Consider the following 21,335-nt stretch of genomic DNA (forward strand, 5'->3'; position numbering starts at 1 on the left):
CCGACGCGGTAGAATTCCGCCCCTGCCCCGCCGAGGGGCGCTGCGACCGCAATGAAGTCACTTGCGGCCAGGCTCGGCGAGGTTCCAAACGCAACAACGGCGCCCGTTAATGCAAGTCCACCGCTTCCACAGGGGCTGCGACTTCCAAACAACGGAGCAACACATGAACGCCGTACCGAAGACCTTCTCCACCGAAGGCGACTACAAGGTTGCCGACATCTCGCTGGCCGATTGGGGCCGCAAGGAAATCGACATCGCCGAGCACGAGATGCCGGGCCTGATGTCGATCCGCCACAAGTACGCACCAGTCAAGCCGCTCAAGGGCGTGCGCGTGACCGGCTCGCTGCACATGACCATCCAGACCGCGGTGCTGATCGAGACGCTGCGCGACCTCGGCGCCGACGTGCGCTGGGCCTCGTGCAACATCTTCTCGACCCAGGACCACGCCGCCGCCGCGATCGCCAAGTCGGGCACGCCGGTATTCGCATGGAAGGGCGAGTCGCTGGAGGAATACTGGGACTGCACGCTCGACGCGCTGACCTTCCCGGGTAACAAGGGTCCCGAACTCGTCGTCGACGACGGCGGCGACGTGACCCTGCTGATCCACAAGGGCTTCGAACTCGAGAACGGTTCCGACTGGGTCAACACCCCGTCGTCGAACCACGAGGAACAGGTCATCAAGAACCTGCTCAAGCGCGTCCATGCCGAACGCCCCGGCTTCTTCGCCGGTGTCGTCAAGGACTGGAAGGGCGTGTCGGAAGAGACCACCACCGGCGTGCACCGCCTCTACCAGCTCGCCGAACAGGGCAAGCTGCTGGTGCCGGCGATCAACGTCAACGACTCGGTGACGAAGTCGAAGTTCGACAACCTCTACGGCTGCCGCGAATCCCTGGCCGACGGCCTCAAGCGCGCGATGGACGTGATGCTCGCGGGCAAGGTTGCCGTGGTGTGCGGTTATGGCGACGTCGGCAAGGGCTCGGCGCACTCGCTGCGCGCCTACGGTGCGCGCGTCGTGGTCACCGAGATCGATCCGATCAACGCCCTGCAGGCCGCGATGGAAGGCTTCGAGGTCAACACCGTCGAATCGACGCTGGGCCGTGGCGACATCTATGTCACCACCACCGGCAACAAGGACGTGCTGACGCTCTCGCACATGGCCCAGATGAAGGACCAGGCCATCGTCTGCAACATCGGCCACTTCGACAACGAGATCCAGGTCGATGCGCTGGCCGCCTCCGGCGCGAAGAAGCTCAACATCAAGCCGCAGGTCGACAAGTACACCTTCGCCAGCGGCAACTCGATCTTCCTGCTGGCCGAAGGCCGCCTCGTCAACCTCGGCTGCGCCACCGGCCATCCGAGCTTCGTGATGTCGAACTCGTTCTCCAACCAGACCCTCGCGCAGATGGACTTGTGGGCGAACAAGGACAGCTACGAGAACAAGGTCTACATCCTGCCGAAGAAGCTGGACGAGGAAGTGGCGCGCCTGCACCTCGAGAAGATCGGCGTGAAGCTGACCAAGCTGACCGCCGAGCAGGCCGATTACCTCGGCGTGTCGGTGGATGGTCCGTACAAGCCGGATCATTACCGCTACTGATCGGCCGATTTTGACCGGCCGATTTGATCGGCCGATTTGATCGGCTGATTTTGATCGGCTGATTTTGATCGGCTGATTTTGATCGGCGGATTCTGATCAGCGGATTCTGATCGGCAATTGCTTCAAACAAAAACGGGCGCTTCGGCGCCCGTTTTTATTTGCCACGTTTTGCTCGTCATCCCGGCGTAAGCCGGGATGACGGCAGCGGGAGCGTCCTGCCGGCTGCCTACAACGGCAGAAGCTGGATCCCGGCTTGCGCCGGGATGACGGCAGTGAGAGCGTCCTGCCGGCGGCCAACAACAGCAGAAGCTGGATCCCGGCATGCGCCGGGATGACGGCAGTGGGAGCGTCCCGCCGGCGGCCTACAACGCCAGCCGTTCCCGCAACTCGCGCGCCTGGCGCCGCGACACCTCCACCGTGCTGCCGTCCTTCAGTGTCAGGTCGTAGCCCTCGCCCACCGCCAGGTCGATGTTCTTGACCATGCGCAGGTTGACCAGCGTATTGCGGTTGGCGCGGAAGAACAGGGCCGGATCGAGTCGCGCCTCCAGCGCGCTCAGGCTGCGCGCCAGCATCGCCTTCTCGTCGCGGAACCAGACCCGGGCGTAGTTGCCGTCCACCACGATCCGGCTGACCTCGTGCAGCGCCACGAACCAGCAACGCTCGCCGTCGCGCAGGAAGACCTGGTCGTCGAGTCCCAACAGGCCGCGCGGGTCGGTGTCGACCGGTTCCGCGGCGGCACGACGCACGCGGGCGCGGTCGATCGCCGCGCCCAGGCGTTCGGGCACCACGGGCTTGACCAGGTAGTCGAGGGCATTGGCCTCGAATGCCTGCACCGCGTAATGGTCGTAGGCCGTGGTGAACACCACCAGAGGTGCGTGATCGAGGCCTTCGAGCACGTCGAAGCCGGTGCCCGAGGGCATCTGGATGTCGAGCAGCACCAGGTCCGGCTGCAGCATCTCGATCGCGGCCTGTGCCGCCGGCACATCGTCCGCCTCGCCAACGCATTCGACATCCGGCAGCTCCGCCAGCAGCGTGCGCAGTTCCTGCCGCGCCAGCCGGGTGTCGTCGACAATCAATACTTTCATCGGCTGCATCTTCGCTGCCAGCGTCCGCAGGGGCGCGCTCATTGCGCGATCTCCAACCGCGCCAGCACGCGTGGACCGTTCTGCTGCAGGTGGAAGTCGCTTCCCGGTTCGCGCGCCAACCGGGCACGCAGGTAAGCCAGGCCAACGCCATGGCCCCTGCCGGAGTGCTCCACGCGGCCCGGGTTACTGACTTCGATCGCCAGCTTGCCCTGGTGGCGCCACGCCGAGACGCCCAGCTCGCCACCGCCCGGCGTGCGCGCAATGCCGTGCTTGATCGCGTTCTCGACCAGCAGCTGCAGCAGCATCGGCGGCAACTGCGCATCGAGCGCATCACGGGCGATGTCGCGATGCACTTTCAGGCGCTCTTCGTAGTGCACGCTCTCCACGGCGAGGTAGTCGTCCACGACGGCCAGCTCCTCGCCCAGCGACGCCGATTCGCGCTGGCTGTGTTCCAGTGCATGGCGCAGGATGTTCGACAGCCGCGTCACCACCTCGCGGGCCCGCCCCGGCTCCTCGTTGATCAGCGCACGCACGTTGTTCAGTGCGTTGAAGACGAAATGCGGGTTCAGCCGGGCCCGCAGCGCATCCAGTTCGAGCGCGTTGCTTTGCGACTCGGCGCGCAGCCGGGCCATCTCGCTCTGGCGGCGATGGCGCAGCAGGTGCCAGCCCGCCCACGCGGCGACCCAGAGCCACAGGATCAGCGCGACCTGGACCGCGTAGACGACCGCTTCGCGCACGCCGTAGGTGTCGCTCGGCGGCAGGCGGTAGAACCCGAGCATGTCCGCGGTTTCGATCACCACGCGCACGCCGAACTGCACGACGAAAGCGCCGACCACGACGCTCGCGGTCAGGCGCGCCAGCAGAGCGCCAGCGCCCAGTGCGAACCAGTTCCGGCGCAGCGCCACCGTGCGCAGGATGCCGGTCGCCAGCCACAGCCCGGCGCCCAGGCTGCAGGCCAGCCACCATGCTGCTGCGGTGGGCCCGCCCATCATGGTGAAACTCATGATGATGAAGCCGGCATAGAGCACGGCCGGAATCAGGTTCAGCAGGGCAAAGCGGACATCGGCGCGCATCATCGAATCGGTTCTCCTTCCTGGATTCGGCTCGGTGCTCTGGACAATGCGACGGCCAGCAAGCGCTGGCCGTCGCGAAGCGGTTGCATCACTTGCTGGCGGCAATGAACCCGCGCACCTGCTGCTGCAACCACTGCGGATCGTCCCACATCAGGAAATGGTAGCCGCCTTCGCTCATCTCGATGCGCACGCCGTCGAGGTTCGCGTATTGCGCCTTGTAGATGGCGGCGGTGGATTCCTTCGTGGAGCCATAAGGCGCGTAGGCGGCCCAGGCGCCGAGTACCAGGGTCGGGACGCGGACCTTGACCAGCTCACCGCGCAGGTCGGTCACCATCATTTCGTACATCGCCTGCGCGGTGATCGTGCGGTCGCTGGCATTGCCCCACGCGGCCAGGGTCTCCACGCGCCTGGGGGCGTGCACCATGCCCTGGAGGTTCGCCGACACGCCGGCCCGGTACCCCGCCTCATCCTGCGCCAGCATCTGCTTGCGCATGGCTTCGGCCATCGGCCTGACGTCGTTGGCCGTCGCAGCCGGGTTGCGGACCGCACCCAGGAAGGAAAGCGCGTCGACGATCACCACGCGGTCGAACCGCTGCGGCTGCTTGATCGCCATCTGCAGGGCGAGGAAGCCGCCCAGGCTGTGCCCCATCACTACCGGGTGCTTGAGCTTGCGTGCATCGACGTAGGCGAGCAGGCGATCGCGCATGTCGTCCAGCCACGCGTCCTTGCTGGCATCCGCGGCCGACGGCAGGCCGGCGAAGCCCGGCAGGGTGACGATGTGGCACTGCACGTGGTCCGCCTGCAGCGCCGCGCAGGTTTCGGTCCAGGTTTCGCCGGCGCTGTTGAGCCCCGGGATCATCAGCACCGGGCGGCCCTTGCCGACGACTTCGATCTTCAGGTCGTGGAAGGTCCGCGGCGCGGTGGCGGCGTTCGCGGCGTGCCAGACCGCGAACGACAGGGCGAAGCTGGCAGCGAAGATCCGGAAAGCGGTGCGGAAGATCGACCGGGCGATCAATTGCATGACGGGCTCCTTGCGTTGGGTGTGGCCACAGCGTGGCCGCACGGCCGCTGCGCCGCGCGGGATAAATGACGAGTGGCCGCACGCCGTGGCGGGCGGCAGCGCCCGGGGACGAACGGCGGAGGACGTTCCACCCGGTTTGTTATTTCCTATCATCGCGATGAAGCGATAGACTGTCGGAAATCCCGTAAACGGCCTGCCGCATGTCCAGCCCCTCGATCAGCTTCGAGTTCTATCCGCCGAAGACCGACGAACAACGCGCGCAACTGGACAAGGCCGCGGCGAAACTCAAATCGCACAACCCCGACTACGTTTCCTGCACCTTCGGCGCGGGCGGTTCCACGCTGTCGTACACGCCGGAGACGGTGGAACGCCTGCACGCCCACCACGGCCTCGACGCCGCCCCGCACCTGTCCTGCGTGGGCGGCACGCGCGCCGAACTGGGCGAACTGTTGCTGCGTTACAAGGCGATGGGTTGCCGCCGCATCGTCGCGCTGCGTGGCGACCTGCCCTCCGGCATGGGCCAGGCCGGTGATTTCCGCTATGCGTCGGACCTGGTCGAATTCATCCGCACCGAATACGACGGCTTCTTCCACATCGAAGTGGCGGCCTATCCCGAATGCCACCCGCAGGCCGACGATGCATTCGCCGACCTGCGCAACTTCAAGCGCAAGGTCGACGCCGGCGCGAACGGCGCGATCACCCAGTATTTCTACAACGCCGATGCGTACTTCCGCTTCGTCGACGACGTGCGCAAGCTCGGCGTCGAAGTGCCGATCGTGCCCGGCATCATGCCGATCTCCAACTTCACCCAGCTGCGGCGTTTCTCCGAGGCCTGCGGCGCGGAAATCCCGCGCTGGATCGGCAAGCGCATGCAGGCCTTCGGCGATGACGTCGACAGCGTGCGCGACTTCGCTTCCGACTTCGTCGCCGCACTGTGCCAGCGCCTGCTCGATGGCGGCGCGCCGGGATTGCATTTCTACACGCTCAACCTGTCCAAGCCGACCTCGAGCGTGCTCGCCCGGCTGGGATGACCAGCTGCGGTGACATTGCTGAACTACAGCCGCTCCAACAGCGGAGGTTCAGCATGAACGGGGGCGCTCACACACCACGTTGACCAAGCGAACCGGAGCATCACGCGTGTCCCGGATTCATCGGTCGCGTCGTGAAACCCCTTCGTTCCGCGCTGTTCACCGTAGTCGCAGCATTGGCCGCATTCAGCGCCGCGCCGCCGCACGTAGCACGCGCCGGCGAGAGTCCCATCCTCCAGCGATGCCAGGCGCCAGACGGCAACGCGGTCTACACCGACAAACCCTGCGCGGCATTCCGCGCGCAACCGACGCGCATCTCCGAGGAACTTGCATTCCGCCTCGCGATGGCCGACACGGGCGACGAACAGGCGACGCTCGGGAGTGTCTATCGCGACGCGTCCGAACCACTGCACGAAGCCATCCCTGGTCGTCGCTCCGCCGCCGCGGGTTGTGCGCGATCCCCCGAGCAGTTGTCGCAGGACCTCGTCGGCGCATTCGCACTGCACGACGTCAACCGCGTCGCCGAAAGCTATCACTGGGCTGGCATGAGCAACCGCAGCGCGCTGCCAGTGATGAAGCAACTCGAACGACTGTCCGCCCAGCCGCTGTCGGATGCACGCTTCCTCTCCGCCTGGATCGGATCGGGACAGCAGACCGTGATCCCGCAGGATGCCGGCCTGATGCAACTGGTGTTCGCCGGTGGCAGCAGGCGCATCGTCGATTTCGAAGTACGCCGGTACGCGGGCTGCTATTTCATCGCTTCCTGAACTCCGCCTGCCCCTCCACCCACGGCTGCGCGATCTGGGCCGGGCCTCACTTTTCGCCTCCGGACCCCGGCGCTAGGCTGCGGGACATGTTGCTTCGCCCGCTCCCGCTTCTCGTCCTGGCCTGCACGCTCGCGGCACTGTGGCCGCAGGTGGCGCGTGCCGACGTGCGTCGCTGCGTGACCGCCAGCGGCCAGACCATCTTCACCGACCGCATGTGCAGCGAAGTGGATGCGGTCGAGCGCCCGGCCCATGTCGAAGCGCCGCCCGCCGCGGCGGTGCGCCGCGTCGGCGGCTGCGCACGCACGCTGCAGGACCTGGTCTTCGAAGTGAACGGCGCCATCGAAACCCGCGACGCCAACCGTCTCGCCGGGGTGTATCACTGGCCCGGCACCTCCGCGGATGAGGGCTATCGCATCTGGACGCGACTGGATGTGGTGGCGAACCGGCCGCTGGTGGACATCGTGCCGGTGATGCCTAACCGCCCCGACGCCGGCAGTGAAGGCACCAGCAACGATGCCAGCAACGATGCCGGCACCGCCGCGCCGGCCAAACCTGTGGATGCCGAGCTGTACCCGCAGACCGCCGTGGGCCGCAACCCGGTCGCCCTGCGCGTGGAGCAGACCCTGGACCACAGCGCGACGCCGGCGCGCACGGTGTTCGGGCTGACCCATTACTTCGGCTGCTGGTGGCTGCGGTTCTGAGGCCGTACCGGAATAGGCCACGGTCGCCGGCTTCCGCTCAACGACCCACCCGTGATCCAGGGCCGCGCGGGAGACCACTCGGCCTTTTTCATACCCCCCATCCCCGGGGTTCAGTGCCGCCATGGGCGGGGCGTTAAACTACGCAGTCTTTGTCCCCACCGAGAACCCGAATGGCCATGCACTACCCCGAATGGATCTGGCACAACGGCGCGATCAAGCGCTGGGCCGAGGCCACCACGCACGTCATGGCGCACGTCGTGCATTACGGCTCGTCCGTGTTCGAGGGCATCCGCAGCTACCAGACGCCCAGCGGACCGGTGATCTTCCGCCTCACCGACCACAACAAGCGCCTGTTCGCGTCGGCCAAGATCTACGACATGGCGATTCCGTACTCGCTGGAACAGATCAATGCCGCCTGCCGCGAAGTGTTGAAGGCGAACGAGAACACCACCGATTACCTGCGTCCGGTCGCGTACCGCGGCCTGGGCGGCTTCGGCCTGTCCGCCGACACGCCGGTCGAAGTGGCGGTGGCGACGTGGAAGATGGGCCAGTATCTCGGTGCCAGCGTGGTCGACGAGGGCATCGACGCCTGCGTGTCGAGCTGGCAGCGCTTCGCCCCGAACACCATCCCGGCCGGCGCCAAGGCCGGCGGCAACTACCTGTCCGGGCAACTGGTCGCGCGCGAGGCACGCCGGCTCGGCTTCGGCGAAGGCATCGCCCTGGCCTCCACCGGCCTGCTCAGCGAAGGCGCGGGCGAAAACCTGTTCCTGGTGTTCGACGGCGTGCTGCACACCTCGCCGGTCAGCGCCGCGCTGCTCAATGGCCTGACCCGCAACACCATCATCACCCTGGCCCGCGCCAACGGCATCGAAGTGGTCGAACGCGACCTGCCGCGCGAGTACCTGTACCTGTGCGACGAACTCTTCATGTGCGGCACCGCCGCGGAGATCACCCCGATCCGCTCGGTAGATGGCCGCCAAGTCGGCACCGGCAAGCCGGGCTCGGTCACGCGCCGGATCCAGGACCTGTTCTTCGGCCTGTTCGACGGCCGGACGCCGGACAAGCACGGCTGGCTGGAGCCGCTGTAACTCTTCAGTGGCTTATGCAAGATTTTCGGTTTTGCATCGTCAAATTTGATGAGGCGGGCTTCGTTGCGACGTATGCATGATTCGAAGCGTCCGAAAACGGACTAAGCATCCATACAGTCAAGGCATAAAGGAACTATGACGATGCGTGAGCTCACCGATTCCGAAATCGAAAACGTTAATGGCGCCGGCTTCTGGTCGGACCTGTGGGATCTGTATACCGGAGGTAGTCATTGTCCCGGGCACCAGAGCACCTATAACCCGTTCTCCCAGCCACCGAAGCAGCCGATCTGAGATGCGCCTCCTGATCGTCAGATCAGGAGTCACTGCCATGGACGGCGATTTTCGCCGTCCATGCAGCAAAGTTGCTTAGCGGTCGGCAGCGATCAGAGGATCGCGCGTGGTTCGCGACCGAAGGTAAGGATAGCTACGACACCTTTCGCGCCGCCCGGCAGCACTCGTACTTCCCAATCGTACAGATCGCACAGACGCCGGACGATCGATAGGCCAATACCGCCGCCCTGCGAATGACCGGCATGTGTGCCGCGATAGCCGCGTTCGAACAATTTGGCAGCATCTTCCGCGCTCAGCCCCGGGCCGGAGTCGATCACTTCCACAGCCTTTGGATGCATGCGTACGACGACCTGGCCCTGGGGCGTGTACTTCACCGCATTGCCGATGAGGTTGCCCAGCGCCACCGACACGGCGGACTCCGGCGCATCCACCACCAGCCCGCGTGGACCTTCCAGCAGCAGTTGAAGCGGCTTGCCGCCCAACTGCGCCCGATGCGCATCCAGCAGCTGCTCGGCCACCTTGGCGACATCGGTCGCGCCGTGGCCGCGTTCGTTGCGCGAGAGCAGCAACAACGCGCTGATCAGGTCGGTGCACTGCTGCTCGGCGCGCTGGATGCGCTGCAGGCGCGCGCGGGTGCGTTCCTCCAGATCCGGCTTCGACAGCAACAGTTCCACCGCGCCGCGGATCACGGCCAAGGGCGTGCGCAGTTCATGGCTGACGTCGGCATTGAACTCCCGGTCGCGCTGGACGACGTGGGTGAGGCGTTCGGCATAGTCGTCGAGCGCCTCGGCGAGCTGGCCGACTTCGTCATCGGGGAAGTGCGAGGCCAGCGCTTCCGGTTCGGCGCTGCTGCCGGACTGCTTCAGGCGGGTGGCGAGCTCGGTGACCGGGCTCATCACGCGCGACGCGGCCCACAGCCCGACGACGAGCGACAGCAGGGTGAACACCACCACCGAGATGTAGATGGCGCGATTGAACTGTTCCTCCCCGCGCATAGTCTGGGTCATGTCGTAAGCGAGGAAGAACCACTCGTTCGGGGTCTTGCGGACCGCCAGCTTGTAGACGAATGGTGTTCCATCTCGATTGGTACCAGAGATGTTCTGGATTCCATCGGGCAGACGGCCCCACTCCGGGAAATCCCTCCGCAATCTCTCGCTTTCCGGGGAAAAGACGTAGGCTCTGATCTGCTGGATCGGCACCTCCGGATTGCGATTGGGATCCGAATAGAACCGCCGCGCGTACTCGTCGATGTTGCGGTTCATCACGTCCTCGACCAGCGCATTCTCGACGCGCGACCGCGTCCAGTTGGTCGCGTACGCAAACAGCGCGGTCAGGCCGAAGCCCAGCAACACGAAGGCCAGGATGATGCGGCTGCGCAGCTGGCGCCGGTAGCGGGTCTTGGCTTTGCGGACGGGGCCGGGTTCGATGGGCATGGTCAGGCAAGGGTCGGGAGCGCGGGGAGCGCGCGGCACGCCGGTGGCGCCACCGGCGGGATTTCAGGAATCACTGCGCTTCGCGATTACGTCCCCATTGCTCCCTCATGCCCGCGCACGGCAGCGCCGGGGTTCAAGCGTTTTCCGGCGGTGCGATGCGATAGCCAATGCCATGGCGGGTCTGGATCAGCGGAATATCGAACGGCTTGTCGACGACCGCGCGCAGGCCGTGGATATGCACGCGCAGGGAATCCGAATCCGGCAGCTCCTCGCCCCACACCCGGGTTTCCAGTTCCTGCCGCGTGACCACCGCCGGCGAGGCTTCCATCAGTGCCTGCAGGATCTTCAGCGCGGTCGGATTGAGTTGCAGGAGCTTGCCCACGCGACGCACTTCCAGCGTATCCAGGTTGTATTCGAGGTCGGCGACGTTGAGCACGCGGGTCTGCACGCCGCGACCGCGCCGCGCGAGTGCATTCAGCCGGACTTCGACTTCCTGCAGCGCGAACGGCTTGATCAGGTAATCGTCGGCGCCGCTGTCGAAGCCGGCCAGCTTGTTGTCGAGGGAATCGCGCGCGGTCAGTACCAGCACGGGCGTCTGCTTGCGCGCTTCGTTGCGCAGCTTGCGACAGACCTCGAGGCCATCGAGGCCCGGCAGGTTGAGATCGAGCACGATCGCGTCGAATTCGTGCACTACTGCCAGGTGCAGCCCGGTGATGCCGTCCGCGGCGAAGTCCACGGTGTGCCCGCGTTCCTCGAGAAAGTCGCCAAGGTTGGCGGCGATGTCCTGGTGATCTTCGATGACGAGGATGCGCATTGGGACCATCCGTTCCTTCAGGTAAGGCTTCGACCGTGCGGCCGCTGCCGGGTTCCGGAGGCGCGTGGCGCGCGACCGGAGCGTCAAGGAGTTGAAATTAACAAATCTGTTTTAACAAATCCGTTTTAACAAATTTGTTTTAACAAATCTGTTCGCGATGGTCTTGTGACCGTGCGCGACGTGTCCCCAGCCACCCAAAAGAAAGACCCGGATGCGGGGCCGCCGCATCCGGGTCAAAAAGGGTGTTGCCCCGATTACCGTCATCCTGCGACCGACTACTGACGAGGAAGCAGCGGGATTCCGGTCTGCGCAGGCTACGCCTGCCGGGACTAAAAGTCCGTTAAAAAGGGCACGTAAAATTTCGTTATTTAGCCGCGCCCGCGCCGGCGCAGAATCAGCATTTAACAATTAACTTGCTGATTTCAATAGATAACTTTCACCGGCGGTTTTTTCATGGAGCGCCCGCCCCGTGGACGCGTGGCGCGGTCCGCCCCGCTTGAACCGGGCCCCGACGTAGTCGAGCACGGCCCCGGCCACGTCCACCTCGCTGGCGGCCTCGATGCCTTCCAGGCCAGGCGAAGCATTGACCTCGAGTATCAGTGGTCCGCGCTTGGAGCGGATGAGATCGACACCTGCCACGCCCAGGCCCAATGCGTGCGCTGCGCGAATCGCCACGTCCTGTTCGGTGGCGCTCACGCGCACGCCCTTGGCGCTGCCGCCACGATGCAGGTTGGAGCGGAAGTCGCCCTTCGGCGCCTGCCGCTTCATCGCCGCGACCACCGAATTGCCGACCACGAAGCAGCGCAGGTCGGCGCCCTTGGCCTCGGCGACGAATTCCTGCACCAGGAAGTTGGCGTACAGGCCACGCAGTGCCTCGATCACGCCGCGCGATGCAGACGGCTTCTCGGTCAGCATCACGCCCGCGCCCTGCGTGCCCTCATTGAGCTTTATGACGTGCGGCGGCGGGCCCAGCATCGCCAGCAGGTCCTGGGTGTCATCGGGGTTGTCGCCGAACACGGTGATCGGCATGCCGATGCCTTCGGCCGCAAGCAACTGGTGGCAACGCAGCTTGTCGCGCGCCTTCAGGATCGCGTCGGAGGAATTGGGCGTGTAGGTGCCCATCAGTTCGAACTGGCGCAGCACGACGGAGCCATAGCGGGTGATGGAAGCGCCGACGCGCGGGATCACCGCGTCGTAATCGGTGATCTGCCGGCCCTTGTAATGCATGGAGAAACCGTCGCTGGCGATACGCATGTAGCAGCGCAGCGGATCGAGCACACGCACGCTGTGCCCGCGTTCACGCGCCGCCTCGACCAGGCGGCGGGTGGAGTACAGCTTGCTGTTGCGCGAAAGGATCGCGATTTTCATGGGAGCCTGGAATGGGAGGCGCGAATCGGTGAATGGATGGCGGAAACCCGCGACTGGGAAACGGGCCGGGCGATGGCCGGTGTACCGACTTCGCGTCGCCCATGGAGGAACGATCGCGCCGGGTCCACCGCGAACCATCCCGCCATCGCCGTGCGGCCGAGCAGCATCGGAAACAGCATGCCCTGCCGATCGGTCAGGTTTATTTCGATTTCGCGTTCGACGCCGGCCAGGGCCAGCGTCGTGCGCAGGAAGATGCGCCGCGTGCGATGGCCGCCGGAGTCGATGACGTCGCGTTCGTCGAACACGGGTGCCGCTGCCTGCACCGTCGCCTCGCCGTGGCCGTCGTTGCTGAGACGGAAACCGACCCACGGCCCACCGCGTTCGCTGAACCGCCAATAGCGGTCGACATGCAGCGCCGAGCTGCGCGCACCGCTGTCGATCTTGCATCGCACGGCGGGCAAGCCCAGCCGCGGCAAGCTGGCCCACTCGCGCCAGCCGAGCATGATCCGCTCGCGAGGAATATGTCGTGCCATGCCAAACACCTGCGGAAAAAAGAAAAACGGCAGTCACTGTGACGCGACTGCCGTTACGGTTTTGTTGCCGCGGTTTGCAAAGCTCCACGAGCATCGAACTGGAGCGGGTGATGGGAATCGAACCCACGCTATCGGCTTGGGAAGCCGAAGTTCTACCATTGAACTACACCCGCTGACGGACGGCAGTCTATGCCCCGGGTTACGCGCTTGGCAACGCGGCATGGCGGGCCGCCCGGCCACAAAAGCAAAGGGCCCCGAGGGGCCCTTCGCCTGGTTCATCGATCGATGTGCGTCAGAAATCCGCGCCGACCGTAGCGAACACCGTCGCATGGTCGGCGTTGCTCTGGCCCACGGTCAGGCTGGTACCGATGTTGGCTTGCAACCCGAAGACCTTGGTGCGCGCACCGAAGGTCAGCGTGCCGTAGTCCTGGTCGAACTGCACGCCGGGCACGGCGTACGGCGCGGTATCAGGCATCGACTGCAGCTGTGCCTGGGCCTCCGCGTCCGCGTCCTCGAACTCGCGGTCCACGGTCAGGCGCGCATACGGCTGGAATTGCTCGCTGATGGCGTAGGTCGCCTGCCAGCCGACGCTGCCGATCAGCGAATCGAAATTCTGGTCCGGATAGGCGAGCGAGGTGGACTGGTCGGCGTGGTTCTCCTTGAACCCGTCGATCTCGATGCGCTGCGCCAGCAGGCTCAGCACCGGGCCATGGCGCAGCGCGCCATCGCCGAAGTCCCAGCCCGCGCTGACGCCGGCGGTGAGGTTGTCACCGTCGGCCGAACTGCTGTGCTTGCGCACGGACTGGCCGAGCGTGACTTTGCGATCGATGTCGAAGTCGACCTGGCTCCAACTCAGCTGGCCATTCGCCCAGGCGCCGTTGTCGGCGTACCAGCCGATGAAGCCGCCCAGGCTCAGGTCGGTCTGGTCGAAGCTGCCGCCGTTGTGGCCGAAGTCCTCTGACTGGCGGCCGTAGCCGGCGAACGCGCCGTAGACGAGGTCACCGCTGCTCCAGTCGACGCCGAAGCTCAGCGTCGGGCCGGCGCCGTCATAGATGTCGCCGTCGTCATAGCGCTGGAAGTCGCCGCGCAGGTCGCTCCACCACTTCATGCCGTCCGCGGCCGGCTTGCCGGTGTGCGCGGCGACGCGTTCGGCGCGCGAGCGGCCCACCATCGACGCCGAATTCGGCAGCAGCGCCATCTGGCGCGGGGCCTCGAGGATCGATACTGCGTACTCCGCGATGATCTGGTGGGCTTCGGTACTGGGATGCACGCCGTCGGCGAAGGCACGGCCGCTGCCGGTGCTCACGCAGGTCAGCGAGGTACCGGCGCAGGCGGGGATGGTCGCGCTGTTGAAACCGTAAGCGCCGGGATCGGCACTGATTTCGTGCAGCAGGTGGTAGGTGTCCAGCGGAATCACGCGCAGGTTCTGCTGGGCGAGGCCACCGAACAGGGTCTGGTTGTAGCCGTTCACCAGTGCGGTGATGCCGGCCGAGCCAGCCGCACCCTGCGACAGGCCGAACGGCGTCAGGCCGACGTCGGGCATGGTCGGCACGAGGACATAGCGCGCGCCAGCATTCTCCAAGGCACCGACCAGCCCGACCTGTGCCGCCGCCGAACCGAGGAACTGTGCCGGCGTGGTGGCGCCGTTGAGGGTGAAGAACAGATCGTTGGCGCCGCCCCAGACCGTGTACAGCGCATTCGGATCAGCCGCACCGCCGCCGAGGTAGGCATTGACCTGGGTGGTCAGCGAGGGGGCGAAGCTTGTCGGCGGGCTGGGCGGAAAACCCGGACCCGGCACGACGGTGGCGCCGCCAGCGGCGTAATTGCTGCCGGTGCCCGGGATGCGCGTGCCGGTGTTGGTCAGCGACCATGCCGGTGCCGCGTTGGTGCCGTAGTAGTTGGCCAGGTACTCGGACCACACCAGGCCAGGATTGGTGGTGAAGCGGCCGACCAGGGCGTTGGACGGATTGGGCGGCGCCAGCGGCGACGGCTGGATGAGGAAGTTCCGGTAGAAACCCGAATCGGTCAGGCTGTCGCCGAAAAAGATCGTATTGGAAAAGGTTCCTGCAAACGCTGGAGCCGTGGCCAGCGCCAGGGCGGCGGCAAGCAATCGGCGGACGGGCTTCTTCATCGGTTCTCTCCCCAGAGTGGACTTTCTTATGGTTGGCTTCTGGCGGGGCGCAATACGCCCACGCATGGCGCACGCATCGAACCATGCCGTGACGCGCTCCACAAGGGGCACTGCGGCATGGCGCACAACACTGGCCCCGGCCCGCGAGTGCCGCGACAATGCCCGCATGGACATCGTTTTGAACGGCGAGCAACGCGCCCTCGCCAATCCCATTACCGTGCTCGAGCTGCTGCAGGCCGAAGGACTCGGTGAGCGCCGTGTCGCGGTCGAGGTGAACGGCGAGATCGTGCCGCGCAGCCGCCACGGCGAACGCGCGCTGCACGAGGGCGACCGCATCGAGATCGTGCACGCCCTGGGCGGCGGCTGAACCGGCGTCGCGGCGATGCGTACCCCGGAAACAAAAAACCCGGCTGGGGAGAGAGCCAGTCGGGCCAGTCAAGACGCGCGGTGAACACCGCGGTAGTGGGAACCCGGCCATCGGGGCGGAGGGAGTCGCCCGGATCCTCGGCTTTGCGGCCCCGGCTCGCACCGGGTGTGCTCTTGTACATACCGACGGTGTAAACCGCGCGTAGCAGGGACCTCTTCGCCGGGGGGAGACGCAGGGGAACGCTCGCCGTGCCGGGCCCGATGCATCCTGCTGCATGAACCCAACGCGTCCGCGCAGTCGGAACGGCCACTCTCGCTGCAGATCCCTGCTCCAATCGACGAACGGTAGGCGGAGCGGAGCGCCCGGCGCGCTCAGTCGGCGCAGCGGCATCACCAGCGCCGTTGCCAAAGCACCACTGCTAAAATCCCGGGATGACGCTTCCCGCCCTGTTCACGCCGCCCGCGGATCCATTGATCATCGCCGGCAAGGCTTATTCCTCCCGGCTGCTCACCGGCACGGGCAAGTTCAAGGACCTCGACGAGACCCGCCGCGCCAGCGATGCCGCCGGCGCGCAGATCATCACCGTGGCCATCCGCCGGACCAACATCGGCCAGAACCCCGGCGAGCCCAACCTGCTCGACGTGCTGCCGCCGGACCGCTTCACCATCCTGCCCAACACCGCCGGCTGCTACACCGCCGACGACGCGGTGCGTACCTGCCGCCTCGCCCGCGAACTGCTCGACGGCCACACCCTGGTGAAGCTCGAAGTGCTGGGCGACCAGAAGACGCTGTACCCCGACGTGGTGCAGACGCTGGCCGCCGCCGAAACGCTGGTGAAGGACGGCTTCGACGTCATGGTCTACACCAGCGACGACCCGATCCTGTGCCGGCGCCTGGAGGAGATCGGCTGCGTCGCGGTGATGCCGCTGGCCGCGCCGATCGGTTCGGGCCTGGGCGTGCAGAACCGCTACAACCTGATCGAGATCATCGAAAACGCGAAGGTGCCGATCATCGTCGACGCTGGCGTGGGTACGGCATCGGACGCGTCGATCGCGATGGAACTCGGCTGCGATGGCGTGCTGATGAACACCGCCATCGCCGGCGCCAGGGATCCGGTGCTGATGGCGCATGCGATGCGGCTCGCCGTCGAAGCCGGACGCGCGGCGTTCAAGGCCGGGCGTATCCCGCGCAAGCGCTACGCGAGCGCATCGTCGCCGTTGGACGGGCTGATCGGCTGATGTCTGAGCAGGACGCCCGCAAGGCCCCGCCCAAGCCCTTCACCATCGAGGAAGGCCATCGCAAGGTCCGCAGCTTCGTGCTGCGCCAGGGACGCTTCACGCCGGCGCAGCAACGCGCGTTCGACGAGCTGTGGCCGCGTTTCGGCCTGGACTATGCGGGCGTGCCGCGTGATTTCGACACGGCGTTCGGCCGCAGCGCGAAACGCGTGGTCGAGATCGGCTTCGGCAATGGCGAGGCCCTGCGCTACGCCGCCCGGCACGACCCGGACCGCAACTACATCGGCATCGAAGTGCATGCGCCCGGCGTGGGCCGCCTGCTCAACGCACTCGCGGAGGACAGCAGCGACCATGTCCGCCTGTACCACCACGACGCGGTCGAAGTGCTGACCCATGAGATCGCCGACGCCTCGCTCGATGAGGTCCGCATCTACTTCCCGGATCCATGGCACAAGAAGCGCCACAACAAGCGGCGCCTGGTGCAGCCCGATTTCGCGAAGCTGATCGTCGGCAAAATCGCCCCCGGGGGCCGCTTGCACCTCGCCACCGATTGGCACGACTATGCCGAGCAGATGTGGGACGTGCTCGATGCAACACCGGGCATCGTCAATCGCGCTGGGGAGCGCGGCTGCGTGCCGCGACCGGAGTGGCGGCCGCAGACGCATTTCGAAACCCGCGGCCAGAAGCTCGGCCACGGGGTGTGGGACCTGCTGTACGACAAGCCGTAGACCGGCCTGGCCACTGTTTTCCCCAAAAGGAACGCAGCGCGTCATGGCCTTGGGAACTACTAAGCAATGCGGCGGATCGAAACTCCGCTCACGAACGAGAAGTCTCAAGCGACCAGCCTGACGAATGGACACCGCCCTCCCGCTCACCACCGACATGAAGCTCGTCCTCGGGCTGGTGGGGTTCACGATGGTGATGTTCCTGTTCGAACGGATCCGCGCGGACGTGGTCGCGCTGGTCGTGCTGGTGCTGCTCGGCCTGTCCGGCCTGGTCGAACCCGAACTGCTGTTCAACGGCTTCTCCGGTAATGCCGTCATCAGCATCGTCGCGACGATGATCCTCGGTGCCGGCCTGGATCGGACCGGCGCATTGAACCGCCTGGCCGCCTGGCTGCTGCGGCGTGCCAACGGCATCGAGCAGCGCCTGCTGCTGTTCACCACGGCCGTCGCCGGCCTGAATTCGTCCTTCATGCAGAACCCGTCGGTGATGGCGCTGTACATGCCCGTCGCCTCGCGCTTGTCCTCGCGCACGGGCGTGTCGCTGCCGCGCCTGCTGCTGCCGATCGCCGCGGCCATCGTCATGGGTGGCGCACTGACGATGGTCGGCAACTCGCCCCTGATGCTGCTCAACGACCTGCTGGTCGCCGCCAATGCCAACCTGCCTTCGGGCGCGGCGACCATCGAGCCGTTGAAGATGTTCGCGCCGTTGCCGATCGGCGTGGCGTTGCTGGCGACCTCGCTGGCCTACTTCCATTTCTTCGGCGACAAGCGCCTGCGCGAGAAGGAAGAAACCGGCGGCGGCGCCACGCCTGCGCGCACGCAGAGCTACTTCGCCAAGACCTACGGCATCGAGGGCGACGTGTACGAGCTGACGGTCAGCGCCGACAGCCCGCTGGTGGGCATGTCGGTCGGCGAAGCCGAAGCCATCCGCGGCGCACCGTTGCTGCTGGCGCTCAAGACCGGCGACGAGTCCCGCCTCGCCCCGCCCGCCGATGCCCGCATCTGGGTCGGCAGCGTGCTCGGCGCGATGGGCGACAAGCAGGGCATTTCCGATTTCGCGCAGAACCATTTCCTGCGCCTCAGCACGCGCCTGCGCAACTTCGCCGACCTGTTCAATCCCAGCCGCGCCGGCATTTCCGAAGCGGTGTTGCCACCCACATCGAAGTTCCTGGGCATGAAGGCCGGCGACCTCGGCCTGCGCAAGAACCTCGGCCTCAGCCTGCTGGCGGTGAACCGCGACAAGCAGGTCCTGCGCGAAGACCTGCGCAGCATCACCCTGCGCAGTGGCGACATGCTGGTGCTGCACAGCATCTGGACCGACCTCGCCGAAGCGTCCGAGAGCAAGGACCTGGTCGTCGTCACCGACTATCCCAAGGGCGAACAACGCCCGCACAAGCTCAAGATCGCGCTGGCGATCTTCACCGTGTCGATGCTGCTGGCGCTGTCCTCGCGCCTGCCGGTGTCGATCGCGCTGATGACCGGCGTCGCCGGCATGCTGATCGCGGGCGTGCTGCACATCGACGAGGCCTACGCGGCGATCAACTGGCGCACCGTGTTCCTGATGGCCTGCCTGATCCCGCTGGGCTGGGCCATGGATTCCAGCGGCGCCGCGGCGTGGGTGGCGGGACATTCGCTCGAACAGTTGCCGCGCGGCACGCCGGTATGGCTGCTCGAACTGGTCGTGGGCCTGTTGACCACCGCGTTCTCGCTGGTGATCAGCCATGTCGGCGCGACGATCGTTGTCGTGCCGCTGGCGATCAACCTCGCGCTGGCCGCGGAAGGGAATCCCACGGCGTTCGCCCTGATCGTGGCGCTGTCGGCGTCGAACAATTTCATGACGGCATCGAATCCGGTGATCTCGATGATCATGGGACCCGCGGGCTACACCGGCAAAGAGCTGTGGCGCATCGGCGCGCCGCTCTCGCTGCTGTACACCGGCGTGATCGTGTTGATGGTGGAACTGCTGTTCCGCTGATCCGCGCCGTCGCTATGGCGCCAGCCACACCTGGCCGTCGCGCACTTCCACCGGCACCACGCGCAGGGCTTCGCCACGGCAGGGACCGCCGACGCATTCGCCCTGCACCAGTTCGAAACTCGCGCCGTGTGCCGCGCACACCAGCAGGCCTTCCTTGCTTTTGAGGAACTGCCCCGGCGCCCAGTCGAGGCGACGCCCCGCATGGGGGCAGATGTTGAGCCACGCGCGTACCGCCTCGCCCTGGCGATAAAGGATCAGGGATTCGGCATCGCCTGCGATCACGGCCTCGGTTTCGGCAAAGCCGCCATCGGCAATGCCGTCAAGTGTGATCAGCGCCACGCGCGTCGAAGGGCTGGGTGTGTCCACGGTCTCATTGTTTAACGGAGTTCTCACACTCGGTCGGGACGCCCGGTCGATACTGCGCGCCCGGTCCCCGCGACCGGGATTGTGTCACCACCGGGGATGTCCGACGAATGTTTGCCCACGCCTTCCGCTTCGACCAGTTCAACGTGCGCATGCGTAATGCGTTTTCGGCACCGCGCAAGCCGCGCCACCGCGTGCTGCGGGTGGTTCTCGGCATCGTCGGCGTGGCGTTGCTGGCGGTGCTGGTGATGTTCGGCCTGTTCGTCGGTGCGGCCATGATCGCCACCGGCCTGCTGTTCAAGCTGTGGAAGCAGCGCGGCAAGCCGGCCCTGGCTACGCGCGATGCGCGCGTGCTCGACGGCGAATTCCGCGTCGTCGATCCCGCCTCGCTGCCACGCTGACCGTGCGCGACGTCGTCGCCGCAGCGCCGCAGCCCCGCGTTCCGGTGCGTGGCACCGGCATCGACGCAGGCAGCAGCTTCCCCGTCCACCGCATCTACTGCGTCGGCCGCAACTTCGCCGACCATGCCCGCGAAATGGGCGCGACGGCGCCCGCCTCGGCCGCCGAGCGCGGCAATCCCACCTTCTTCCTCAAACCCGCCGATGCCATCGTCACCGACGGTGCGGTGAGGTATCCGCGCGGCACGCGCGAGTTGCACCACGAAGTCGAACTCGTCGCTGCGCTGGGCCAGGATGCGCGTCCAGGCGTCGTCGCTGTCGAGGATGCAATGGCGCTGGTGTACGGCTACGCGGTCGGACTGGACCTCACCCGTCGCGACCTGCAGGCCGCGGCCAAGGCCAAGAGCCTGCCATGGGACACCAGCAAGTCCTTCGAGCACGCCGCGCCGATCAGCGCGATCGTTCCCGCTGCGGACCTCGGCGCGCTCGAAGGCCATACGCTCGCCCTGCGCATCAACGGCGAACTGCGTCAGCACGGTTCGCTCAGCGACCTGATCTGGAACGTCGCAGACATCCTCCACGAGTTGTCGAAGCTGTACGACCTGCGCGCCGGCGACCTCGTCTTCATGGGTACGCCCGCCGGGGTCGGACCGTTGCAGCCGGGCGACGTGTTCGAGGCGCGGCTGGACGACGCCCGCCAGCAGGCGGCCGTGGTGCTGCAGGGCCACATCCTCGCCTAGGCACCACATCCTTCCTGGTGCGCTTGGGTATAGTCGGGCGCGGCACCTGGTGCCATCCATTCCGGGAGGGTCAAGATGGGTCTGATTGCGGAATTCAAGGAATTCGTCGCGCGCGGCAACGTGGTCGACCTCGCGGTCGGCGTGGTCATCGGCGCGGCGTTCGGCAAGATCGTCACCGCGATGGTCGACGGCATCGTGATGCCGGTCATCAGCATGGCCACCGGCGGCGTGAGCGTCGCCGACTGGAAGCACGTGATCACCCCGGCGCAACTCGACGCCACCGGCAAACAGGTGGCCGCGGAAGTCGCGATCAAGTACGGCATGTTCCTGCAGACGGTCATCGACTTCGTGATCGTCGCCTTCGTCATCTTCATGGTCCTGAAGGCCTACAACCGCCTGCGCAAGCCGGCCGAAGCCGCCCCGGCTGCCACGCCGGAAGACGTCCTGCTCCTGCGCGAAATCCGCGATTCGCTCAAGCGCTGAAGGTCATCCGCAGCCACGAGCCGTGCTCGTGGCTGCCGCCAAAAACTGTCACGCCTGCGTTGACGTGGAGCACAGCGTATCGAAGCCGCCGGCGGTTAAGCTCGCGGCTTCGTCTTTTTTCC

At 66.1% G+C, this 21,335-nt stretch carries 21 protein-coding genes, 1 tRNA gene, 1 pseudogene and 2 riboswitches; of the genes and pseudogenes, 13 read left to right on the plus strand and 10 right to left on the minus strand.

Annotation, left to right across the window (positions count from 1 at the left end):
* The first annotated feature begins 26 nt into the window (after positions 1-26).
* A riboswitch (S-adenosyl-L-homocysteine riboswitch) is annotated at positions 27-112 on the plus strand.
* 51 nt (positions 113-163) lie between these two features.
* A complete protein-coding gene (gene ahcY, locus ACYVGE_RS09645; protein ID WP_460729348.1) occupies positions 164-1,594 on the plus strand; it encodes an adenosylhomocysteinase in 1,431 nt (476 codons plus the stop codon).
* Between the two features lie 362 nt (positions 1,595-1,956).
* Here the strand turns inward: ahcY and ACYVGE_RS09650 are convergent, their stop codons facing one another.
* From ACYVGE_RS09650 to ACYVGE_RS09660, 3 genes are all read right to left on the minus strand, one after another.
* Positions 1,957-2,721: a LytR/AlgR family response regulator transcription factor gene (locus ACYVGE_RS09650; RefSeq protein ID WP_460729351.1), complete on the minus strand. Its 765-nt coding sequence runs from the start codon at positions 2,719-2,721 to the stop codon at positions 1,957-1,959.
* Positions 2,718-3,755, minus strand: coding sequence for a sensor histidine kinase (locus tag ACYVGE_RS09655; RefSeq protein WP_460729353.1), 1,038 nt, complete (start codon positions 3,753-3,755; stop codon positions 2,718-2,720). Before ACYVGE_RS09655 ends, ACYVGE_RS09650 begins: the two co-directional genes overlap by 4 nt.
* 85 nt (positions 3,756-3,840) lie before the next feature.
* Positions 3,841-4,773, minus strand: coding sequence for an alpha/beta fold hydrolase (locus tag ACYVGE_RS09660; RefSeq protein WP_460729354.1), 933 nt, complete (start codon positions 4,771-4,773; stop codon positions 3,841-3,843).
* 200 nt (positions 4,774-4,973) lie between these two features.
* On the opposite strand from ACYVGE_RS09660, the gene metF reads away from it, so the two are divergent.
* The 5 genes from metF to ACYVGE_RS09685 all read left to right on the plus strand — a co-directional run bounded on the left by metF (position 4,974) and on the right by ACYVGE_RS09685 (position 8,648).
* Positions 4,974-5,804, plus strand: coding sequence for a methylenetetrahydrofolate reductase [NAD(P)H] (gene metF, locus ACYVGE_RS09665; RefSeq protein WP_460729356.1), 831 nt, complete (start codon positions 4,974-4,976; stop codon positions 5,802-5,804).
* A 131-nt stretch (positions 5,805-5,935) separates the two neighbouring features.
* On the plus strand, positions 5,936-6,568 hold the full coding sequence (locus ACYVGE_RS09670; protein WP_460729358.1) for a hypothetical protein: 633 nt from the start codon (positions 5,936-5,938) through the stop codon (positions 6,566-6,568).
* A gap of 86 nt (positions 6,569-6,654) precedes the next feature.
* Complete coding sequence (locus ACYVGE_RS09675) at positions 6,655-7,269, plus strand: hypothetical protein (protein WP_460729360.1); 615 nt, start codon at positions 6,655-6,657, stop codon at positions 7,267-7,269.
* Between the two features lie 170 nt (positions 7,270-7,439).
* Positions 7,440-8,357, plus strand: a complete 918-nt coding sequence (locus tag ACYVGE_RS09680) for a branched-chain amino acid transaminase (RefSeq protein ID WP_460729362.1) — start codon at positions 7,440-7,442, stop codon at positions 8,355-8,357.
* A 141-nt stretch (positions 8,358-8,498) separates the two neighbouring features.
* A complete protein-coding gene (locus ACYVGE_RS09685) occupies positions 8,499-8,648 on the plus strand; it encodes a hypothetical protein (protein ID WP_460729364.1) in 150 nt (49 codons plus the stop codon).
* A 92-nt stretch (positions 8,649-8,740) separates the two neighbouring features.
* Here ACYVGE_RS09685 and ACYVGE_RS09690 read toward each other — a convergent pair whose 3' ends face one another.
* The 6 genes and pseudogenes from ACYVGE_RS09690 to ACYVGE_RS09715 form a co-directional block, all read right to left on the minus strand.
* Positions 8,741-10,081: a sensor histidine kinase gene (locus tag ACYVGE_RS09690; protein WP_460729366.1), complete on the minus strand. Its 1,341-nt coding sequence runs from the start codon at positions 10,079-10,081 to the stop codon at positions 8,741-8,743.
* Positions 10,082-10,214: 133 nt separating this feature from the next.
* A complete protein-coding gene (locus tag ACYVGE_RS09695; protein WP_310054054.1) occupies positions 10,215-10,895 on the minus strand; it encodes a response regulator transcription factor in 681 nt (226 codons plus the stop codon).
* 510 nt (positions 10,896-11,405) lie between these two features.
* A pseudogene (gene rimK, locus ACYVGE_RS09700) lies at positions 11,406-12,263 on the minus strand (30S ribosomal protein S6--L-glutamate ligase); the annotation flags it as partial.
* Positions 12,260-12,796: an ATP-dependent zinc protease family protein gene (locus tag ACYVGE_RS09705; protein WP_460729369.1), complete on the minus strand. Its 537-nt coding sequence runs from the start codon at positions 12,794-12,796 to the stop codon at positions 12,260-12,262. The gene ACYVGE_RS09705 and the pseudogene rimK, both read right to left, overlap by 4 nt.
* 99 nt (positions 12,797-12,895) lie before the next feature.
* Positions 12,896-12,969, minus strand: a tRNA-Gly gene (locus ACYVGE_RS09710).
* Positions 12,970-13,088: 119 nt separating this feature from the next.
* Positions 13,089-14,927: an autotransporter domain-containing protein gene (locus ACYVGE_RS09715; RefSeq protein ID WP_460729371.1), complete on the minus strand. Its 1,839-nt coding sequence runs from the start codon at positions 14,925-14,927 to the stop codon at positions 13,089-13,091.
* Between the two features lie 166 nt (positions 14,928-15,093).
* Between ACYVGE_RS09715 and thiS the strand changes: the two genes are divergently transcribed.
* From thiS to ACYVGE_RS09735, 4 genes are all read left to right on the plus strand, one after another.
* The gene (thiS, locus tag ACYVGE_RS09720) at positions 15,094-15,294 is read left to right on the plus strand and encodes a sulfur carrier protein ThiS (protein ID WP_460729373.1); all 201 of its coding nucleotides are present in this window, start codon (positions 15,094-15,096) and stop codon (positions 15,292-15,294) included.
* 94 nt (positions 15,295-15,388) lie between these two features.
* Positions 15,389-15,476: riboswitch (cyclic di-GMP riboswitch) on the minus strand.
* Between the two features lie 249 nt (positions 15,477-15,725).
* The gene (locus ACYVGE_RS09725; RefSeq protein WP_460729375.1) at positions 15,726-16,532 is read left to right on the plus strand and encodes a thiazole synthase; all 807 of its coding nucleotides are present in this window, start codon (positions 15,726-15,728) and stop codon (positions 16,530-16,532) included.
* Positions 16,532-17,257, plus strand: coding sequence for a tRNA (guanosine(46)-N7)-methyltransferase TrmB (trmB, locus tag ACYVGE_RS09730; protein WP_460729376.1), 726 nt, complete (start codon positions 16,532-16,534; stop codon positions 17,255-17,257). The genes ACYVGE_RS09725 and trmB overlap by 1 nt, the downstream gene beginning before the upstream one ends.
* A 124-nt stretch (positions 17,258-17,381) precedes the next feature.
* Positions 17,382-19,229: an SLC13 family permease gene (locus ACYVGE_RS09735; protein ID WP_460729379.1), complete on the plus strand. Its 1,848-nt coding sequence runs from the start codon at positions 17,382-17,384 to the stop codon at positions 19,227-19,229.
* A 12-nt stretch (positions 19,230-19,241) separates the two neighbouring features.
* On the opposite strand, the gene ACYVGE_RS09740 is transcribed toward ACYVGE_RS09735, so the two are convergent.
* Entirely contained in the window at positions 19,242-19,595 is a 354-nt protein-coding gene (locus ACYVGE_RS09740) for a Rieske (2Fe-2S) protein (RefSeq protein WP_460729381.1), read from the minus strand.
* A gap of 107 nt (positions 19,596-19,702) precedes the next feature.
* Here ACYVGE_RS09740 and ACYVGE_RS09745 point away from each other — a divergent pair, with 107 nt between their 5' ends.
* The 3 genes from ACYVGE_RS09745 (at position 19,703) to mscL (ending at position 21,213) form a co-directional block, all read left to right on the plus strand.
* Positions 19,703-19,993 carry a hypothetical protein gene (locus ACYVGE_RS09745; protein WP_460729383.1) on the plus strand — a complete coding sequence of 97 codons (291 nt, stop codon included), beginning with the start codon at positions 19,703-19,705 and terminating at the stop codon, positions 19,991-19,993.
* Positions 19,990-20,730, plus strand: coding sequence for a fumarylacetoacetate hydrolase family protein (locus ACYVGE_RS09750; protein WP_460730555.1), 741 nt, complete (start codon positions 19,990-19,992; stop codon positions 20,728-20,730). Before ACYVGE_RS09745 ends, ACYVGE_RS09750 begins: the two co-directional genes overlap by 4 nt.
* A 75-nt stretch (positions 20,731-20,805) precedes the next feature.
* A complete protein-coding gene (gene mscL / locus ACYVGE_RS09755) occupies positions 20,806-21,213 on the plus strand; it encodes a large-conductance mechanosensitive channel protein MscL (protein ID WP_460729385.1) in 408 nt (135 codons plus the stop codon).
* Positions 21,214-21,335: the final 122 nt, after the last annotated feature.

The organism is Lysobacter rhizosphaerae, from assembly GCF_054779795.1.

Coding starts and splice junctions, on each gene's coding strand:
- ACYVGE_RS09685 (WP_460729364.1), top strand. CDS start 8,499: ATGCGTGAGCTCACCGATTCCGAAATCGAAAACGTTAATGGCGCCGGC.
- ACYVGE_RS09745 (WP_460729383.1), top strand. CDS start 19,703: ATGTTTGCCCACGCCTTCCGCTTCGACCAGTTCAACGTGCGCATGCGT.
- ACYVGE_RS09655 (WP_460729353.1), bottom strand. CDS start 3,755: ATGATGCGCGCCGATGTCCGCTTTGCCCTGCTGAACCTGATTCCGGCC.
- ACYVGE_RS09690 (WP_460729366.1), bottom strand. CDS start 10,081: ATGCCCATCGAACCCGGCCCCGTCCGCAAAGCCAAGACCCGCTACCGG.
- ACYVGE_RS09715 (WP_460729371.1), bottom strand. CDS start 14,927: ATGAAGAAGCCCGTCCGCCGATTGCTTGCCGCCGCCCTGGCGCTGGCC.
- ACYVGE_RS09650 (WP_460729351.1), bottom strand. CDS start 2,721: ATGAGCGCGCCCCTGCGGACGCTGGCAGCGAAGATGCAGCCGATGAAA.
- ACYVGE_RS09675 (WP_460729360.1), top strand. CDS start 6,655: ATGTTGCTTCGCCCGCTCCCGCTTCTCGTCCTGGCCTGCACGCTCGCG.
- trmB (WP_460729376.1), top strand. CDS start 16,532: ATGTCTGAGCAGGACGCCCGCAAGGCCCCGCCCAAGCCCTTCACCATC.
- ACYVGE_RS09725 (WP_460729375.1), top strand. CDS start 15,726: ATGACGCTTCCCGCCCTGTTCACGCCGCCCGCGGATCCATTGATCATC.
- thiS (WP_460729373.1), top strand. CDS start 15,094: ATGGACATCGTTTTGAACGGCGAGCAACGCGCCCTCGCCAATCCCATT.
- ACYVGE_RS09680 (WP_460729362.1), top strand. CDS start 7,440: ATGGCCATGCACTACCCCGAATGGATCTGGCACAACGGCGCGATCAAG.
- ahcY (WP_460729348.1), top strand. CDS start 164: ATGAACGCCGTACCGAAGACCTTCTCCACCGAAGGCGACTACAAGGTT.
- ACYVGE_RS09735 (WP_460729379.1), top strand. CDS start 17,382: ATGGACACCGCCCTCCCGCTCACCACCGACATGAAGCTCGTCCTCGGG.
- metF (WP_460729356.1), top strand. CDS start 4,974: ATGTCCAGCCCCTCGATCAGCTTCGAGTTCTATCCGCCGAAGACCGAC.
- ACYVGE_RS09705 (WP_460729369.1), bottom strand. CDS start 12,796: ATGGCACGACATATTCCTCGCGAGCGGATCATGCTCGGCTGGCGCGAG.
- ACYVGE_RS09695 (WP_310054054.1), bottom strand. CDS start 10,895: ATGCGCATCCTCGTCATCGAAGATCACCAGGACATCGCCGCCAACCTT.
- mscL (WP_460729385.1), top strand. CDS start 20,806: ATGGGTCTGATTGCGGAATTCAAGGAATTCGTCGCGCGCGGCAACGTG.
- ACYVGE_RS09660 (WP_460729354.1), bottom strand. CDS start 4,773: ATGCAATTGATCGCCCGGTCGATCTTCCGCACCGCTTTCCGGATCTTC.